At 64.3% G+C, this 16,686-nt stretch carries 12 protein-coding genes and 1 tRNA gene; 9 read left to right on the top strand and 4 right to left on the bottom strand.

Annotated elements, in window-relative coordinates:
• Nucleotides 1–61: 61 nt before the first annotated feature.
• Nucleotides 62–152: transfer RNA gene (locus tag CFB52_RS11285), tRNA-Ser, on the bottom strand.
• Nucleotides 153–502: 350 nt separating this feature from the next.
• Here CFB52_RS11285 and CFB52_RS11280 point away from each other — a divergent pair.
• The 7 genes from CFB52_RS11280 to CFB52_RS11250 all read left to right on the top strand — a co-directional run bounded on the left by CFB52_RS11280 (nt 503) and on the right by CFB52_RS11250 (nt 10,035).
• Nucleotides 503–3,280 carry a type VI secretion system Vgr family protein gene (locus CFB52_RS11280; protein ID WP_059578269.1) on the top strand — a complete coding sequence of 926 codons (2,778 nt, stop codon included), beginning with the start codon at nt 503–505 and terminating at the stop codon, nt 3,278–3,280.
• Nucleotides 3,281–3,303: 23 nt separating this feature from the next.
• Complete coding sequence (locus CFB52_RS11275; RefSeq protein WP_099316594.1) at nt 3,304–5,565, top strand: hypothetical protein; 2,262 nt, start codon at nt 3,304–3,306, stop codon at nt 5,563–5,565.
• Nucleotides 5,562–7,043: a virulence factor gene (locus CFB52_RS11270; RefSeq protein WP_180278202.1), complete on the top strand. Its 1,482-nt coding sequence runs from the start codon at nt 5,562–5,564 to the stop codon at nt 7,041–7,043. The genes CFB52_RS11275 and CFB52_RS11270 overlap by 4 nt, the downstream gene beginning before the upstream one ends.
• A gap of 9 nt (nt 7,044–7,052) precedes the next feature.
• On the top strand, nt 7,053–7,316 hold the full coding sequence (locus CFB52_RS11265) for a PAAR domain-containing protein (RefSeq protein ID WP_059640028.1): 264 nt from the start codon (nt 7,053–7,055) through the stop codon (nt 7,314–7,316).
• 47 nt (nt 7,317–7,363) lie between these two features.
• The gene (locus CFB52_RS11260) at nt 7,364–8,701 is read left to right on the top strand and encodes a virulence factor (protein WP_099316592.1); all 1,338 of its coding nucleotides are present in this window, start codon (nt 7,364–7,366) and stop codon (nt 8,699–8,701) included.
• Between the two features lie 209 nt (nt 8,702–8,910).
• Nucleotides 8,911–9,294, top strand: a complete 384-nt coding sequence (locus CFB52_RS11255) for a hypothetical protein (RefSeq protein WP_230951156.1) — start codon at nt 8,911–8,913, stop codon at nt 9,292–9,294.
• Nucleotides 9,295–9,414: 120 nt separating this feature from the next.
• Entirely contained in the window at nt 9,415–10,035 is a 621-nt protein-coding gene (locus tag CFB52_RS11250; protein ID WP_099316591.1) for an HAD family hydrolase, read from the top strand.
• A 41-nt stretch (nt 10,036–10,076) separates the two neighbouring features.
• Here the strand turns inward: CFB52_RS11250 and CFB52_RS11245 are convergent, their stop codons facing one another.
• Nucleotides 10,077–11,186, bottom strand: coding sequence for a fatty acid desaturase (locus tag CFB52_RS11245; RefSeq protein WP_059578282.1), 1,110 nt, complete (start codon nt 11,184–11,186; stop codon nt 10,077–10,079).
• Nucleotides 11,187–11,410: 224 nt separating this feature from the next.
• Here CFB52_RS11245 and CFB52_RS11240 point away from each other — a divergent pair, with 224 nt between their 5' ends.
• Entirely contained in the window at nt 11,411–12,448 is a 1,038-nt protein-coding gene (locus tag CFB52_RS11240) for an AraC family transcriptional regulator (RefSeq protein WP_099316590.1), read from the top strand.
• Between the two features lie 74 nt (nt 12,449–12,522).
• Here the strand turns inward: CFB52_RS11240 and CFB52_RS11235 are convergent, their stop codons facing one another.
• Together CFB52_RS11235 and CFB52_RS11230 are read right to left on the bottom strand one after the other, a co-directional pair.
• A complete protein-coding gene (locus CFB52_RS11235; protein ID WP_099316589.1) occupies nt 12,523–13,572 on the bottom strand; it encodes a beta-propeller fold lactonase family protein in 1,050 nt (349 codons plus the stop codon).
• Complete coding sequence (locus tag CFB52_RS11230) at nt 13,559–14,938, bottom strand: MFS transporter (RefSeq protein WP_099316588.1); 1,380 nt, start codon at nt 14,936–14,938, stop codon at nt 13,559–13,561. Before CFB52_RS11230 ends, CFB52_RS11235 begins: the two co-directional genes overlap by 14 nt.
• Nucleotides 14,939–15,511: 573 nt before the next feature.
• Between CFB52_RS11230 and CFB52_RS11220 the strand changes: the two genes are divergently transcribed.
• Nucleotides 15,512–16,492: an acetyltransferase gene (locus CFB52_RS11220; protein WP_099316649.1), complete on the top strand. Its 981-nt coding sequence runs from the start codon at nt 15,512–15,514 to the stop codon at nt 16,490–16,492.
• Nucleotides 16,493–16,686 lie beyond the last annotated feature (194 nt).

Here is a 16,686-nt window from a genome sequence, read left to right as displayed (position 1 = left end):
GTCGGCGGTCCCAAAATGAAAAGCCCCTGATTCCTAGGGAAATCAGGGGCCTCACGTATTCTGGCGGAGAGAGGGGGATTCGAACCCCCGATAGGCGATTAACCTATACACGCTTTCCAGGCGTGCGACTTAAACCACTCATCCATCTCTCCGGAAGACCGAGAGTATAGCAAACTCTGGCGGCAGCCCGCCACTCCCTTCCGCGCCCGTCGGAAAATCGTCGATCCATACCGAGCGCGCGACGCCCTGCGTCAGATCGTGACGACCCGTACGACCTGCTCGCTACATCGGACACGGAACGTCCCGGTTCGAAAGAATGTGAACTGTAGAGTCCGTTCGGACGCTTCGCAAAAAGGATTCTAAATCCTGTCAAAAAGCCGTCACCAAGCCGACAAATTTGTTATGCTCGCCGAAAATCAGACGGGCGGCACTCCCAGGACGGACCAGCGGGCGTGATTGTTCGCCGAACAACGAAGTCAAACAAAATCCTGAGAGTCACGCTGTGAATACAGCCGAATTGCTGCGCACGTTTGCGTCCGGGGTGGTCGATCAGAACAATCGGCCGGTTCGCATGAACTGGGGGGCCGCCCAGAAAACGCTCGAGCAGGTGCTTGCGCTCCAGTATGCCGATATCCGCGAAGGGTTGATGACGGGCATCGAGGGGCATCTGACCTGCGTGTCAGCGCGGGCCGATCTTCCGATCCGCAGCTTCATCGGGCTGCCGGTCTCCGTCGAGATGACGACCGATCGCGGGCGTCTCCATACCATCAACGGCATTGTCACCGACGTTCGCACCGGCCAATCGGACGGTTCACTGACCTGCTACCAGCTGACGATTCGCGACGTGCTGTCCGTGATGGAGCGACGGACCAATTCGCGGTTGTTTCGGTCGAAGAGCCTGCCCGACATCCTGGGTGTGCTGCTTCAGGAATGGCGCCAGCGCAGCTCGGCGCTCGCGGGCGCATTCGAATTCGACCTGTCCGGTCTGCAAGCCGAGCGTTACCCCGCGCGGGAACTCACACGGCAGGTCAACGAGTCGGACGCGCACTTCATTCGGCGCCTGTTGCGACGGGAGGGAGCGACCGTATTCGTCAAGGCGGGCAAGGCCGGGGAGCGGGCGAGCGGCAATGCGCACGACACGCCGGTGCATACGCTCGTCTTTGCCGACGACTCGATGAAGTTGCCGCAGACGGCCGCCGGCACCATCCGCTACCACCGTGACGCCGCCACCGAAGAGCGCGACTCGATCACGCTGTGGGCGACGAGCCGCCGGTTGATTCCGGGCAAGATCGTCCGGCCGACGTGGGACTACAAGAGCGGCCGGATGTCCCAAACCGAGCAGGCGACGATCGTCGATCAGGGCGACAGTGGCAACGACCTCGGGCATTTGCTGGCCGACGTCGTGATCGATATCCCGCACGCCGGGGATTCGTCGTCCGATCTCGACCGGATCGGCAAGGACCGGATGCTGGCGCATGAACTGCGCGCCGAATCCGTCGACGGCGTGAGCAACGTGCGTGATCTGGCCGTCGGTCACTGGTTTGCGCTCGCGGAGCATCCTCAACTCGACACGTTGCCGGCTGAACAGCGGCAGTTTGTCGTCACGTCGCTTCATCATTGCGTGCGAAACAATCTGCCGAAGGAACTGAACGAGCGCGCGCAATCGCTGTTCGCGGCAAGCCGCGTGCTGTTCAGCGCGGTGCCGACCGACGTGAGCGGCAAGCCGGGCGACGAAAGCGACAGGCGCTACGAGAACACGTTCTCGTGCGTGCGGCGCGGCGTGCCGCTGACGCCTGCCTACGATCCGCACGTCGACCTGCCGCCCGTGCATCCGATGACGGCCGTCGTCGTCGGGCCGGAGGGCGAGGAGGTGTTCTGCGATGAAATGGGCCGCATCCGGGTGCGGATCCAGGGGCTGAGCGCGGACGATCATGCGCACGCGCAGGGTGCCGGCACGAGTGGCACGCCGTCCGACAGCGCACCGGTGCGCGTCGCCTGCGCGCTAGCCGGGCCGAGTTTCGGCGCGAATACGTTGCCGCGCGTCGGCATGGAAGTGCTGATCGGCCATATCGGCGGCGATCCGGACCGGCTCGTCGTGATGGGTGTGCTGGCCAATGGGCCGAACATGCCGGCGACCTTCAGTCATACCGGCGCGCTGCCGGGCAACCGCTATCTTTCCGGCACGAAGACGAAGGAAATCAAGGGGCAGCGGTACAACCAGATCCGCTTCGACGATACGCCCGGGCAGATCAGCAGTCAGTTGGCGAGCGAGCATGCGTACAGTCAGCTGAACCTCGGCTATCTGACGCAGCCGCGCGACAACGGGCAGGGGGCGGCGCGCGGCGAAGGCGCGGAATTGCGCAGCGATGCGCACGTGGCGATTCGAAGCGGAAAGGCGATGCTGATTTCGGCCTGGGAGCGGCTGCGCGCCAGTGACGGCCACCTCGCGCGGGACGAGTATCTGCAACTGATGCAGGAATGCGTCGAGCTGTTCAAGAGTCTCGGCGACTATGCGGGCCAGCATCAGGGCGTCGCGCCCGACACGCAGCCGCACGATGCACTCGTGACCACGGTGAAAGGCTGGCCGAATGGCGAGGCGTCCGGCGGCGGTGAGTCGTCAGGCGCGCCGATGGCCGCGATCGGCATCACCGCACCGGCCGGCATCAGCATGGCGACGCCGAAGACCGTGACGACCCATGCGGGCGGCAACGTCGATGTCGTCGCGCAGAACCACCTGCAGTACACGAGCGGGCAGCGGATCAACCTGCAGGCCGGGCACGGTGTCGCGATGTTTGCGCACAGCGAAGGCGTGTCGGCAATCGCCAACCAGGGGAAAGTTGCGCTGCAGAGCCAGAACGACGACACGCAGATCGATTCGGCGAAGAACATCCAGATGACGGCGGGCGGCGGCAAGCTCGCGGGCATGGCCAGCGAGCAGGTCGTGTTCGTGACGTCGGGCGGCGCGTATCTGAAGCTGCATGGCGGCGATATCGAGCTCGGGTGTCCGGGGAGTTTCACCGTCAAGTCCGCGTCGCATACGTGGGCCGGGCCGGCGAGCATGAGCGCCGACTTTCCGAAGTTCGACCAAGGCTCGCTGGGGCGCGTGCCGAAACTGGTCCGGGCCACTGACGGGCAGCCGGTCGAGGGCATGGAAGCCGAGGTGCGAAAGGCGTCGGGCGAATTGATCAAGGGGAAGACCGACGCGCAAGGCAAGCTGGCGCCGGTCAGCAGCGATCAGTTCGAACAATTGGCGGTTCGCTTTTTCAAGTCCAGAACCTGAGCTGAGTCTTCAAGAAAAACAACATGTTCAACTACAACTTTGCGCAGAACCCGGGCGGGCAACCGTCGACGGACGACCCGTCGCAGACTTCGGTGGGCGGTGGACTGGGGACGACACTGTTCAACCGCAACGACCTCGAGTGCGTGATGCAGATGCCGTTGCCGGGCGTCGTCATTTTCGTGCACGGGGTGAATTCGGAAGGGGAATGGTTCAAGGACGCCGAGAAAGGGTTGTGTGCCGGATTGAACCGGCGCATGGGGCGTTATGACGATCAACTGTTCCATTGGGGGCCGGTGGCCGGGCAGATGACGCCGGTCAGCTATATCGAAAGCCTGACGCCAGACGGTTTCCTGAATCCGGACATGTCGTCGAAGACGTACATCAAGCCCGATCCGTCCTTTTCGCCCGTCATCCACTTTCGGTGGGGCTATGCCGCGAACGCGGAAGAGCTGAAGGAGTATGGCGACAAGATCATGCTCAACGAAAAGAATTACTGGGGCGGTGGCCCGTTCGCGGGCGGGTGTACGAGTTTGCCGGATCTGTGGAACGACGGGTTGAACGATCGGCTTTTCCTGTGGCTGACCGTCCAGCACATGAATGGCATCGGCAATCGAAAAATCTACTCCACGCCACCGCGCACTTACGGTGTGCTTGGCGCGCTGCGGCTTGCACGCCTGGTCGAGTCGATCCGCAAGCGACAGGCCGACGCGCCGATCACGATCGTGTGCCACAGCCAGGGAAACATGATCGGCCTTGCCGCTGCATTCCTTGGAGACCGCTTGCCCGAGGTGACGGATCAATGGGGCAAGAAAGGGCGCTGCGTCGCCGATACCTATGTTCTCGCCAATCCCCCGTACAGTCTCGTCGAGGCCAACATGACCGACTCGTGGGCCCAGCGCGGGGTGCGCGACAAGAACGGGCACGTGGGGCGCGAGACCTATGTCGCGCGCAAGGAAACGCTGAGGGGGTACTTCGATATCCTGCGTGCCCGGGCCGAGCTCGAGATGCCTGCGGAGGATCTGGATCGCGCAATGGAAAACGCAAGACCGTCGAAGAACGGCGGCAAACCGTATAGTGCAGCCAAGGACCGCGAGGCGCACGGGTTGTACCAGAAAAACACGTACGGCAGAGTGACGCTGTACTGTTGCCCGCACGATCAGGTCATTTCGGCCTTGACCGTTCAGGGAATCGGCTGGCGCGGGATGAGTGTCGACGAGATCAGTGCGACCAACGGGTGGGGTGTTTTCTCGCAGCGCGTGTTCGCGTCGAATTTCGAGGTGGGCGGAGAGAACAAGCTCTATCGGTATTGGCAGGATGACTGGCGCAAGGACAAGAACCAGAAGGAGGGTTTCTGGTATCCGCCGTCACCACCTGCACGGTATGGTCTTGGACGAGGCACGCATTCCAATAAATCGTGGATCGCGAAGTTTTTCACGATTGCAACGAGCCCGGCTCTTTACCTGTTCAATTTGACTAACATGGCGGTCAATGCCGATCCGCCGAAAGACTGGGAAATCCCGATTACGGCACCGATGCTCGACAAGGAGACCCGCTTCCTTCCGCAGGCGTTGCGCTACGACAAACCGTCGGGCGCTTGCGATGCGCAGGGGAAACCGATTGAGGAAGGGCGCTTCAACGAGAGTTACGATCCGCCGTCGGCTGCGCGCGATGCCAGGAAGGAGAGCAAGCGCGATGACGATCCGTACGACAACTTCGACGCGAAGTCGGAAAAATTCAAGACTGAGGGTGATGCGCTGAAAGCGCAGGGCGATGCGGCGTCCGAGGCTGCGCAGCGGTATGAGGATCATTCGATTCTTCGCATGGAAGCGCGGAGATCCGGAAATCGTCGCTGGGTCGACGAGATCGGAACCGTGGTCGGGGAGGACAATCCGGAGTCAGCGAGTGCTGACTATACGGAATGGCGGAACAAGGAGATATTTCAGATTCTGAACGGCGGGGACAAGAATAACCCCACCAACCATTCGACCATCATGACCAACAAGGACCATGCTGAAAAGGCGTTGGCTTATGATGTTGCAATTGGGCTTTGCTATCTGACTGAAGATGATTTGACATATCTCAGAACTCAAGCTGATTGGAGGTTTGCCAGTGATTCCAGGAAGGGTGATCCTAATTTCAATTTGATGGATTATATAAATACTGGAAAGCATGGCGATTTGTTTTTGCCTGATTGGGTGAAAAAAGACGAAAATGCCAAGATGCCAGGGAAAATATACGATGAGCGAGATGGTGGATTTTTCCTGAAGCTGGGAGGTGTATTGTGAAGGCGGTCATTTCTACCTGGCCGCGCCGAGTCGGGATTGCAAGTCTTGCGTTGTTTTTTGCTTTAGGGGCATCATTTTTGATATTGATTTCGTCGGGAAAGTCGACGGGAGAGTTATTGAGTATGGGTAATCTGATGAGACGATTGGTGCTGGTCCCTGGGCTCGTGGCAATCATGGTATTTGCGTTCGCAACGGTGATTGCAACCCCTCGCGCGGTGGCGGCCTCGTCGACCGATAAGGCAGTCGCCATAGCTGGGGCCAGTTCATCCAAACCTTTCATTGCTCAAGTTGTAGGGCTTGGATGGATGAATCCCCTTCAACGCAGAGACTACCCTACTGAGTGGCAAATATTGTGGACACTTGGTCTAGTCAAGCCAAATGTCAACGACGATATGGTTCGGACAAACCCGAAGAAGTATTCGACGTTACAGGCAATTTCCATTGTCGCCGATGGTAATCGAGGTAGCGAATCTTTTTCCGGATTTTACGAGAAATATGTTGATAAATTGTTGTTGCTGTTCCGGGTTCCGTATTTTACTAATGAAGATTATTTTTATACCGTCAGTGCGGATGATAAAGGGAGGTGGCGAGAGTTGGCAGGTGTGCACGTCGAACTGGCTATTCCTTCTGGTCGAATTGAGCCTGCATCGGCTGCGTCATATCTGCGCAACCGCATTGTCAATATATTCGAAATCGGCAATCCATCCGCAAAAAATCTATGGAGCCGCGATACACCGCCTGATGTGCACGTGACGACGGGTCACGGCAATGCCGGCTTCGCATCGCTGGACGCAGCGCTGGACTATCTGGCTACGCATCCGGACAAGAGTGCATGGGTGATGAACTGGGACGCGCCGAGCTTTCCGCCGAACGACGAACAGATCAACGAGAACATGGTGGTGCTGTTCCTCGCGGGCCCCGACTTGAAGACCGAGCGTGAGCCGCTGGCCTGGATCGGCAAGGCTGCTCGAAGCAACGTCAAGGATTTTGAGGCCAAGCAGGGCGCGAGCCGCGCGGTGCAGGCATGGAAGTCGACGATCGATATGGCGGCGAGTAATGCAGGCGTGCCGGTGTCGTCGTTGAATTACATCGTGCACGACGCGGGTAAGGGCAGCGATGCTGCATCGACAAGAATTGCGTCGCTGTCGCAGACGCTGACGGAAGTCCTGCCGGAATACGATTTCCGTACGCAGACCTTCAATACATCGGCGTTGCTCGGTGACATGGGCGCCGGCGCGGCGCTGACCGATGTGGTGCTGGCGATCGGCCGAGCGAATCACCTCGGTGGAAATGTGCTCGTAGCAGGAACGACCGACACCGAGCATCCGACGGCGATGGTGGTGATTGCACCGTCGAAACTGACGCCAATCGACGCAAGTAAGAACTGGTTTCGTGCACGCGGCGGAAACAACGCGTATCTGCCTTGGTGGGGGCGTCGTCACGATGCGAGCCCGACGGCCCAAGGCTATTCAAAGTAAGGAACACGCATGCGCGGAATCATCCGGGTCGGCGACGCAACGAGCCACGGCGGTCAGGTCGTGACCGGCAGCACAGTCAGCGAAGTGATGGGGCGGCCGGTCGCGCGGCTCGGTGATGCGTGTGTCTGTCCGATTACGGGACATCAGGCCTGCTTTATCGCCGAAGGCGATCCGCAGGTCATCGTCGACGGGAAGCCGGCCGCATTCGATGGTCACAAGACATCGTGTGGTGCGACGCTGATTTCGAGTCTGGCGTCGTCCGGACGGGAATGAATTATCGGACCGGCGCTCGGGATTGGTCGGCTCGATCGGGAATATTCATGCACTGTTTCACGCTTGCCAGACGCATCGGGTGCGTCTCGATCCTCGTGGCGACACTCGTGTCGGGTTCGCCGTTGCGGGCCGAGACGAGCGCCACATCGGCGCAATCTGTCGAAGGTGCATCTGCCGCGCCATTTGTTGCTCAAGTTGTCGGACTTGAATGGCTCAATCCGCTGCAGCGTCGTGACTATCCGACCGAGTGGCAATTGCTGTGGACGCTCGGGTTGGTGAAACCGAACGCCAACGACGACATGGTGCGGACAAACCCCAAAAAATACTCGACCTTGCAGGCGGTTTCCATCGTCGCGGACGGGCGGTGGGGGCGCGAGTCGTTCGTAGGTTTCTACAAGAAATATATTCTCGAACTTCTTGTGTTGTTTCGGACGCACTACGTGATGAACCCCGATTATTTTTACACCATCGGCTCGAAGTACAAGCGGGAGTGGCGTGAACTGGCCGGGGTGCGTGTCGAACTCGCACTTCCTGCCGGCCGTCTCGATCCTGAAGCTGCCGGCGCGTACTTGCGCGACGAAATGGTAAATGTGTACGAAATCGGCAACCCTTCCGCAAAAAATCTATGGAGCAGCGATACGCCGCCCGATGTGCGCGTGACGTCGGGCCACGGCAATGCCGGCTTCGCGTCGCTGAACGCCGCGCTGGACTACCTGGCCGCGCATCCCGACAAAAGCGTGTGGGTGATGAACTGGGACGCGCCAAGCTTTCCCCCGCAGGACGAACAGATCAACGAGAACATGGTGGTGCTGTTCCTCGCCGGCCCGGCTCTGAAGACCGAGCGCGAACCGCTGGCATGGATCGGCAAGGCGGCGCAAGGCAGCGTCGAGGATTTCGACGCGAAGCAGGGCGGCAGCCGGGGAGGGCAGGCATGGAAGTCGACGATCGATGCGGCGGCAGGCAATGCGGGCGTCGCTGTTTCGTCGCTGAACTACGTTATTCACGATGCGGGCAAGGGCAGCGCTGCCGCGTCGGCAAGGGCCGCGTCGCTTTCGCAAGGGCTCGCGCACGCCGTGCCGGAAAGCGACCTCCGCGACGCGACCTTCAACACGTCGGCACTGCTCGGTGACATGGGCGCCGGCGCGGCGCTGACCGATGTGGCGCTGGCGATCGGCCGCGCAAACCATCTCGGCGGAAACGTGCTCGTGGCGGGGACGACCGACGCCGAGCATCCGACGGCCGTGGTGGTGGTTGCGCCGTCGAAGCTGACACCGATCGATCCCGGCAAGGACTGGTTCCGCGCACGCGGGGAGAACAACGCGTACTTGCCGTGGTGGGGCCGCCGTCACGATGCGCGCCCGGCGTCGCAAGGCTATTCGTACTAGGGCGCGACGCAAGGGCTCGCGTTAAGCGATCTATAGCAATCGGCGGAATGGCGAGAGGTTAATTCTTTCAACGTACTTTCCATTTCTCTTTGCCGACGTGCCCAGAGGAATCCGGATTCGTGCTCCATCAAGGCACTTGTCCTGACGTTGCCGGAGGCAACATCGGAATCCCCATCGCATACATTGCAAAATGTATTGAAATGGAAAGGATGGCCTGGCTTGACGCGCCGCATCGTCGCGCCAGCCATGTCGACTACCGCGCGGCGCTCGGCGCGCTGAAGCAGTCGCTCGGCTTTTTCCCGCGCCGGACCGAGGAACTCGCCGCGACGGTTCGCCATGCGGAAGAGAACCTCGTGGTCGTGCTCGCGGCGCTGAGCGCGGTGTCGGACGTCGTGCGGGCGCCGGACGACGCGGGCGTCGAGCGCACGCTGTTCGATCGCCGCAACATCGTCGGGCAGGCCGTCCAGCAGATCCGGATGCAGCCGGCGCAACTGCGCGGGCTCGACGAGCGCGTGACCGATCTGCTGTCGCGCGCCGATCACCTGATGAACGTCGTGCTGCCGGCGGCGCTGGCCGCGCGGCCGCCGCGCTAAGGGAACGATGCGACCGCGCGCTTCGGTGCGCGTGGTCTCGTGTCGGGCGATACGGTTTCGCGCGGGTGGCCGCGACTCTGCTATCTTCCCGGCATCTCACCGCTTTCCCGCCGATTCCCCATGACCGACCGCATCGTCGCCGCCTTCGATTTCGACGGCACCATCACGACTACCGACAGCTTTCGCCATTTCGTCCGCCAGACGGTCGGCACGCCGCGTTTCGCGTGGGCCGGGTTGCGCGCGCTGCCGTGGATCTTCGCGATGAAGGCCGGGCTGCTGTCGCGCGGCGATGCGAAAGCGAAGTTCGCGTCGTTCGCGTTCGGGCCGATCCGCGAAGACGCGCTCGATGCACACGCGCGCACGTTCGTCGACAGTTATCTGCCGAGCCTCGTGCGTCCGGAAATGCTCGAACGCATTCGCGAACATCGCGCGCGCGGGCATGAAGTCGTGCTGGTCAGCGCGTCGCCGTCGCTGTATCTGGAGAAGTGGGCGAAGACGGTCGGCTTCGACGCGGTGCTCTCGACGCGGCTCGCGTTCGAGCGCGGTGTCTTCGCCGGGCGGCTCGACGGCGAGAATTGCTGGGGGCCGCAGAAGGTCGTGCGGTTGCGCGGATGGTGGGGCAACCGGCCGCCGAAGCAGTTGTTCGTGTACGGCGACAGCCGCGGCGACAAGGAAATGGCCGAGCTCGCGAACTGGTCGTGGATTCGCGGGCAGGGGCCGATGCCGCCGATCGGCGATTGACCCCGGCGCTGACGCCGCGCTGACGCCCCGCGCTGCCCGCGTTACGCGTCGGCCTGCGCGTCGCGCGTGCCGCGAGACGGACGATAGGCGCCCCAGCGATTCGCGCGGGCGAACGTGCCGACATCGTTGAAGCGCACGCCGACTTCGCGCAGCGCCGCATGCGCGGTGCGCGCGGTCAGCTGCCGGATGTAGAACGGGTCGCGCACCACGAAGTGATGGATCGCGTGCGTGCTGCCGAAATTGAAGCAGAACAACTGAAACGGCAGCATCCACCACGGGTTCAGCACCTGCGTCTGCTGGATCACGTTGCGCGAATCGATGTCGCCGAAGTAATGCATGTTCGAGCTGACGAAGTTGATGCAGAAGCTGCGCAGGAAGTTCGGCCCGAGCCACACCACCGCGAGGAAATCGACGACGCTCATCACGCGTTCGACGACGGCCGGCACCGTCACCGCGTAGCCGAACCCATGCAGTGCGAACAGGCCGACGTGATAGACGATGAACGCGTGCCACAGCGTGTAGTACAGGTGACCGATCGGCATGTACGACGACAGCTGCTCGACGCGCAGTTGCAGGCGCTCGGACGGATCCTGCACCGGCTGCGCGGCCACGTACTGCTTCACCTTGCGACGCATCGCGGCCGGCCGCAGCACGACGGCGAGCATGCCGTCCGCGATCATCAGCGCGCGCTTCATGCCCCAGCGCTCCCCGTTGGTGATGCCGAATTCCTCGAGATCCGATTCGCCGCCCGATACCTTGTGGTGATGCAGGTGCATGCGCCGCCGCGTCCACGGGTTGATCGTGCCGGGCCGCGTGAGCCAGCACAGCGCCATCATCAGGTGATACGCCCACGGTGTCTTCTTGAAGTACATCAGGTGGATCAGGTCGTGCTCGAGCTCGTGGATCAACGACGTGACGAACGCGGCGAGCGGCAGCGCGACGTACCACGCGATCGCGCCGCGCGCATACAGCCACGCGATCGCGAGCATCGCGCCGACCGACACGACCATCACGGTCGCGCCGACGAGGTTCTGGTTGTCGAGCAGCGGAAACCGCGCGCGGATCGCGTCGCTCGCGGCGTTGACTTCGCGGCGGACGTACGCGACCTTGTCTGCGTCGTGGCGAAAGGCGGTTCGTGCGGGGTGGCTCATCGACCGGGATCCATGCGGAAGGAGTGGGGCGCAATGCCGATGCGACAAGCATAGGCGCGTGCCGGAGCGCGTGCGAGGGCCGCCGGTGCCAATCGTGGTGTCATTTCGGGCCACGTTGGCCGGCGGGCGCGCACCCGACGGATGTCGGCGCGCTAGAGTGCCGGCAAGGTGTCATGGCGGGCCAGCGACGCTACAATCCGCCGAAACCGCCCGGAGTGAGCCGCATGGTCCCGTCCGTTCCGGATGCCGCGCGCCAGTTGAACAAGGCGACGGTATCGTCCGCGTATGCGCTGTTCATGCTGATGCTGGCCGAGGAGCGCGGCATCGACGACGGCCGCATCCTCGCCGGCTCGGGCGTCGAGCGTAACCGGCTCGCGCAGCCCGATGCGCGCATCACGCCGCTGCAGCAGGCGGCGATCGTGTTCAACCTGCTCGACGCGACCGACGATCCGTCGATCGCGATCGAGATCGGCCTGCGCAGCAGCCTGACGAAAGCGGGGCTGATCGGCTTCGGGCTGATGAGCTGCGCGACGCTCGGCGAGGCGATCGCGCTCGGCATCCGTTACCTGCCGACGCGCGTGCCGTTCTTCTCGGTGCGGCTCGCGCGGCTCGACGGCATCGTCGACATTGACGTGCGCGAAGCGTTTCCGCTCGGCCGGCTGCGCCAGTTCGCGGTGGAAAACTTTCTGGTCGAGACCGCGATCCTGTTCAATTCGCTGCTGTATCCGACGCCGGGGCGCACGCTGCAGTCGCGTGCCGAACTACATTTCGAATGGCCGGAGCCGCCGTGGTTCGAGCGCTATCGCGCGCGCCTGCCGCGCTGCCATTTCGACGCGAGCGCAAATCGCATCCGCTGCGACGCCGCGCTGCTCGACGAGCCGATCGGCACCGCGAACGCGCAGACCGCGCAGATGATCGTCCAGCAGTGCGAGGCCGAACTCGCGCGGCTCGGCTACGCGGAAAGCATCGTCGAGCGCGTGCGCAACCTGCTGATCTGCGGCGAGGGCGGCTATCCGTCGGTCGACGATATCGCGCGCGAGCTGCATGTGTCGGCGCGCACGCTCAAGCGCAAGCTGGCCGAATACGGCGCGACCTATTCGGCGCTGCTCGACGAGATCCGGCTGCGCGACGCGCTGCGGCTGCTCGAAGGTACGCGGCTGCCGGTCGACGAGATCGCGGCGCGCGTCGGCTATACCGACCGCGCCAATTTCACGCGCGCGTTCAAGCGCTGGACGGGCGTGGCGCCGAGCGAGCGGCGCTGAACGCGCCGAATGGCGCACCCGCATCGGCGTGCCGGTTCCCGCGCGCGCGGATGCTTCTTCAAACCTTCAGACGTTCAGACGATCGCGATCCAGTTCGCGCCGCGGCCGCCCGGCACGCGCGCGTGCAGCGACAGCGTGCCGTCGTCCGGCGCGATCGCATACACCGCGACGTGTTCCGACTGTTCGCCGCAGGCGACGAGCCAGCGCCCCGACGGATCGATCGCGAACCCGCGCGGTTGCGTCTCCGTGGCCGTCGCGTGGGTGGGCACGAACGCGCCATCTTCGTTGCGGCGATAGCCGAGCAACCGGCTCGACGTGCGCTCGCTGACGTACGCGAAACGCTCGTCGGGCGTCAGGTGCAGATCGGCGGCCCACACGGACGGCTCGGTGGGGGCGGGCGGGCGCGCATGCCCTTGCGCGAGCGCGGCGACCGCCGGGTGGCGCGTGCCGACGTGCGAGTTGCCGAGCCGGCCGGTGTCGATGTCGCGCGCGAAGGTCGCGAGCGTCGCCTGGAATTCGCTGACGACGACCAGCGTGCGGCCGTCATCCGCGAACCGCAGGTGACGCGGGCCGAAGCCGGCGGGCACGCGCGTTTCGCCGTGTTCGACCGCGCGCAGGCCCGTGGCGCCTTCGACCAGCGCGAAACCGAACACGCGGTCCGAGCCGAGCGAGCTGACGTACGCGAAGCGGTTGTCCGGCGACACGATCACCGCATGCGCGTTCGCGATGCCGCCGGCGACCTGCAGCGGCGTGCCGTCGCCGTCGCGCACGCGCGCGGCGTCGTAGACGCTCAGCGAATTCCCGCCGTACGACGCGCCGAGCAGCCAGCGGCCGCTTTGATCGAGCGACAGGTACGCATGGCTCGCATCGATCGCGGTCGTGCCGATGCGTGCGAGCGCGCCCGTGGCGGCGGCGACGCGGAACGCGACGATCGTCGGCTGCGCGCCGCGCGTCGCGACGTAGAGCCGCGTACGGTCGGCCTGCACCGCGATCGGCATCGCGGCGTCGGCCGCCGGATAGCGGGCGAGCGGCGCGAGCGTGCCGTCGCCGGCGAGGGAGAACGTGGCGAGGTCGCCGTCGACGGCATTCGAGACGACGACGGTCAGGCGGTCAGTGTTCGGCATGGCGGAGCATCGGGGCGTGCGTGAAGGATTCGTCGGCCGGCCGGCCGCGCGGCGGATCGCTGCGCCGGTGCGTGCGCGCGAACAGCGCGGCGACCGCGGCGACGAGCGAAGCGATCGCGAGCGCATACAGCCCGCCCGTGATCGAACCCGTATGTTGCTTCAGATAGCCGAAGGCCGTCGGCGCGACGAAGCCGCCGAGGTTGCCGACCGAGTTGATCAGCGCGATCACGGCCGCGGCCACGCGCGTGTCGAGATAGCCCTGCGGGATCGGCCAGAACAGCGACGCCGCCGCCTTGAAGCCGAGCGCGGCGAAGCAGACCGACGCGAACGACCACACCGGATTCGGCGACGTCGACGCGAACAGCCCGCACGCGGCGAGCACGAGCGCGAACGCGAGCGCGAACGCGAGCCAGCGCTGCGGATGCTTCCACTTCGACGACAGCACCGCGAAGCCGTACATCGCGCCGATCGCGATCATCCACGGAATCGTGTTGTACAGGCCGACCTGGAAATCGGTGAGGCCGCCCATCTTGCGGATGATGGTGGGCAGCCAGAACGTGGCCGCGTAGATCGTCAACTGGATCGAGAAGTACAGGAAGCAGAACAGCACGATCTGCGGATCGCGCAGCAGCGCGGTGGCGCGCACCGGCACGTTCGAGCGGACGTCGCGCGTCGCGCGCTCGTCGTCCAGCGCGTTCTGGAGGGCGGTGCGTTCGTCGGCCGTGAGCCACGTCGCGTCGCGGATGTGCGATTTCAGCAGCAGCCAGCTCGCGCCGCACAGCGCAACCGAGAACAGCCCTTCGATCAGGAACATCCATTGCCAGCCTGCGAGGCCGAAGCCGCGGATCGACAGCAGGGCGCCGGTGACGGGCCCGGACAGCACCGACGCGAACGCGGAGCCGCCGAGGAAGATCGCCATCGCCTTGCCGCGCTCCTGCGGCGGCAGCCATTGCGACAGGTACAGCACGACGCCGGGGAAGAAGCCGGCCTCGGCCGCGCCGAGCAGGAAGCGCAGCGCGTAGAACGACGTGTCGTTCCACACGAACGCCATCGCGGCCGCGACGATGCCCCAGGTCGCCATGATCCGCGCGAGCCAGACGCGGGCGCCGTAGCGCTGCATCAGCAGATTCGACGGCACTTCGAACAGCGCGTAGCCGACGAAGAACAGGCCGGCGCCGAGCCCGTACGCGGCCGCGCCGATGCCGATCGACGCTTCGAGGTGGCGATCGACGAAGCCGACGTTCACGCGGTCGATGTAGTTCGCGATGAACATGATCAGCACGAGCGGCAGCACGTGCCACTTCACTTTCGAGACGGCGGACGCGAGCGGATCGCGGCCGGGCAGGGCGGACGAGGGCGGGTTCAAGGGTGTCTCCGGTCGGGCGTCGGCGGGCGGAGCGGCAGCCCGCGGCGGCGTCTGGGTAGCGGTTATGTAGTATGTCGTCGTATGACATGGTACGCCGGAGTGCCCTCGAAGACGTCGCGGGTTTACCCGGGAATTTATCAAAAATTACCGAAATTTCGAGATGGAAAGCGCCCCTCTTCACATCTGATGACGTATGACATAAGGCAACATTGCACCGACCGCTGCTTCAAGGTCGGACCGGACTCGGCGCGACGCTCGCGGTCGAGGCGGTGCGTGAGCGCACGGCGTGTGGCCGGCGCCGGCGGAGAAAACCGGCCTCGACGGGGCGACGTTCGATATTCACGCGCTCCGTACGGTGTGCCCATACAGGAAGTCGTGCCGCCGATGAAGCGGCAGCGGCGTGATCGCGACGATCGACACGCAGGCGACCCGCAAGCCGTTTACCGGGAGCGCGACTACGCTGTATCGAAAGGCGCGCTCGCGGTTGCGGCAAAATATCTGGCGCCGGAACTCGGCGTGCTCGCCACGCGAGAACGGCCGCGATTTCATGCCTTGACGATGGAGCAACGGATCATGCAGGACAACCAGTACGCGCGGCACGTGTTCGCGTTCAACGGCGACGCGGACGGGCTGTGCGCGCTTCAGCAGCTGCGGCTCGCCGAACGCGTGCACGGCACGCTCGTGACCGGCGTGAAGCGCGACATCACGCTGCTCGAGCGGATCGACGCGCGCGCGGGCGACCTCGTCACCGTGCTCGACGTGTCGCACGACCAGAACCGCGATGCCTGCGCGCGGCTGCTGCGGGCAGGCGCGACGGTCCGCTATTTCGACCATCACTTCGCGGGCGAACTGCCCGACGATCCGCGCTTTCACGCGCATATCGACACGGCGGCCGACGTCTGCACGAGCGCGATCGTGAACCGCTATCTCGGCGGCCGGCACGTGCGCTGGGCCATCGTCGCCGCTTATGGCGACGAACTGCCGGCGCTCGGCGATGCGCTCGCGCGCGAGCATGGGGTCGACGAAGCCGAGCGCTGCACCCTCGCCGAGCTGGGGCGCTATCTGAACTACAACGCATACGGCGAATGCGTCGGCGATCTGCATTTCGATCCGGCGGCGCTTGCGGATGCGATGTTGCCGTGGGCCGATCCAGTCGATTTCGTGCGCGAGACGGCCGTGTTCGCCGCGCTGCGCGACGGCTATCGCGACGACATGGCGCTCGCGTGCGCGCTCGCGCCGCTGCGTGAGGTGCCGGGCGCGACGCTGGTCCGGATGCCCGATCATCCGTGGGCGCGGCGCGCGACCGGCATGCTCGCGAACGAACGGATGCGCAATGCGCCGCATGCGGCGCTCGCGGTGCTGTCGCCGCGCGCGGGCGGCGGGCTCGTCGTCAGCGTACGCGTGCCCGACGGCCGGCCGATCGGTGCGGACGAGTTCTGCCGCGGCTTCGCGACCGGCGGCGGGCGCAAGTGCGCAGGCGGCATCAACCATCTGCCGGAAGCCGAGTTCGACGCATTCGCCGAGCGCTTCGAGGCCGCGTTCCGGCTCGACTGATCCAACATCGATGCGCCGTGCGCCGGGCGGGCCATCGCGCGGCACGTGCATCGCGAAGCGGACCAGCCGGCCGCACAGGTGGCCACGGCAGGCTTTCCTGCGTTCGTCGATGCGCGGGGCAATGCGCCAGCGATGCGCCGGGCGCACGAACCGGTCGACGTACGACAGCCTCGCAAACATCACGTGCGTGCGGC

The sequence above is a fragment of the Burkholderia sp. AU18528 genome, assembly GCF_002223215.2.
Lineage (GTDB): Bacteria > Pseudomonadota > Gammaproteobacteria > Burkholderiales > Burkholderiaceae > Burkholderia > Burkholderia semiarida.
Note: the sequence above shows the minus strand (reverse complement) of the source record. Positions and strands in the feature narration are given on the sequence as shown.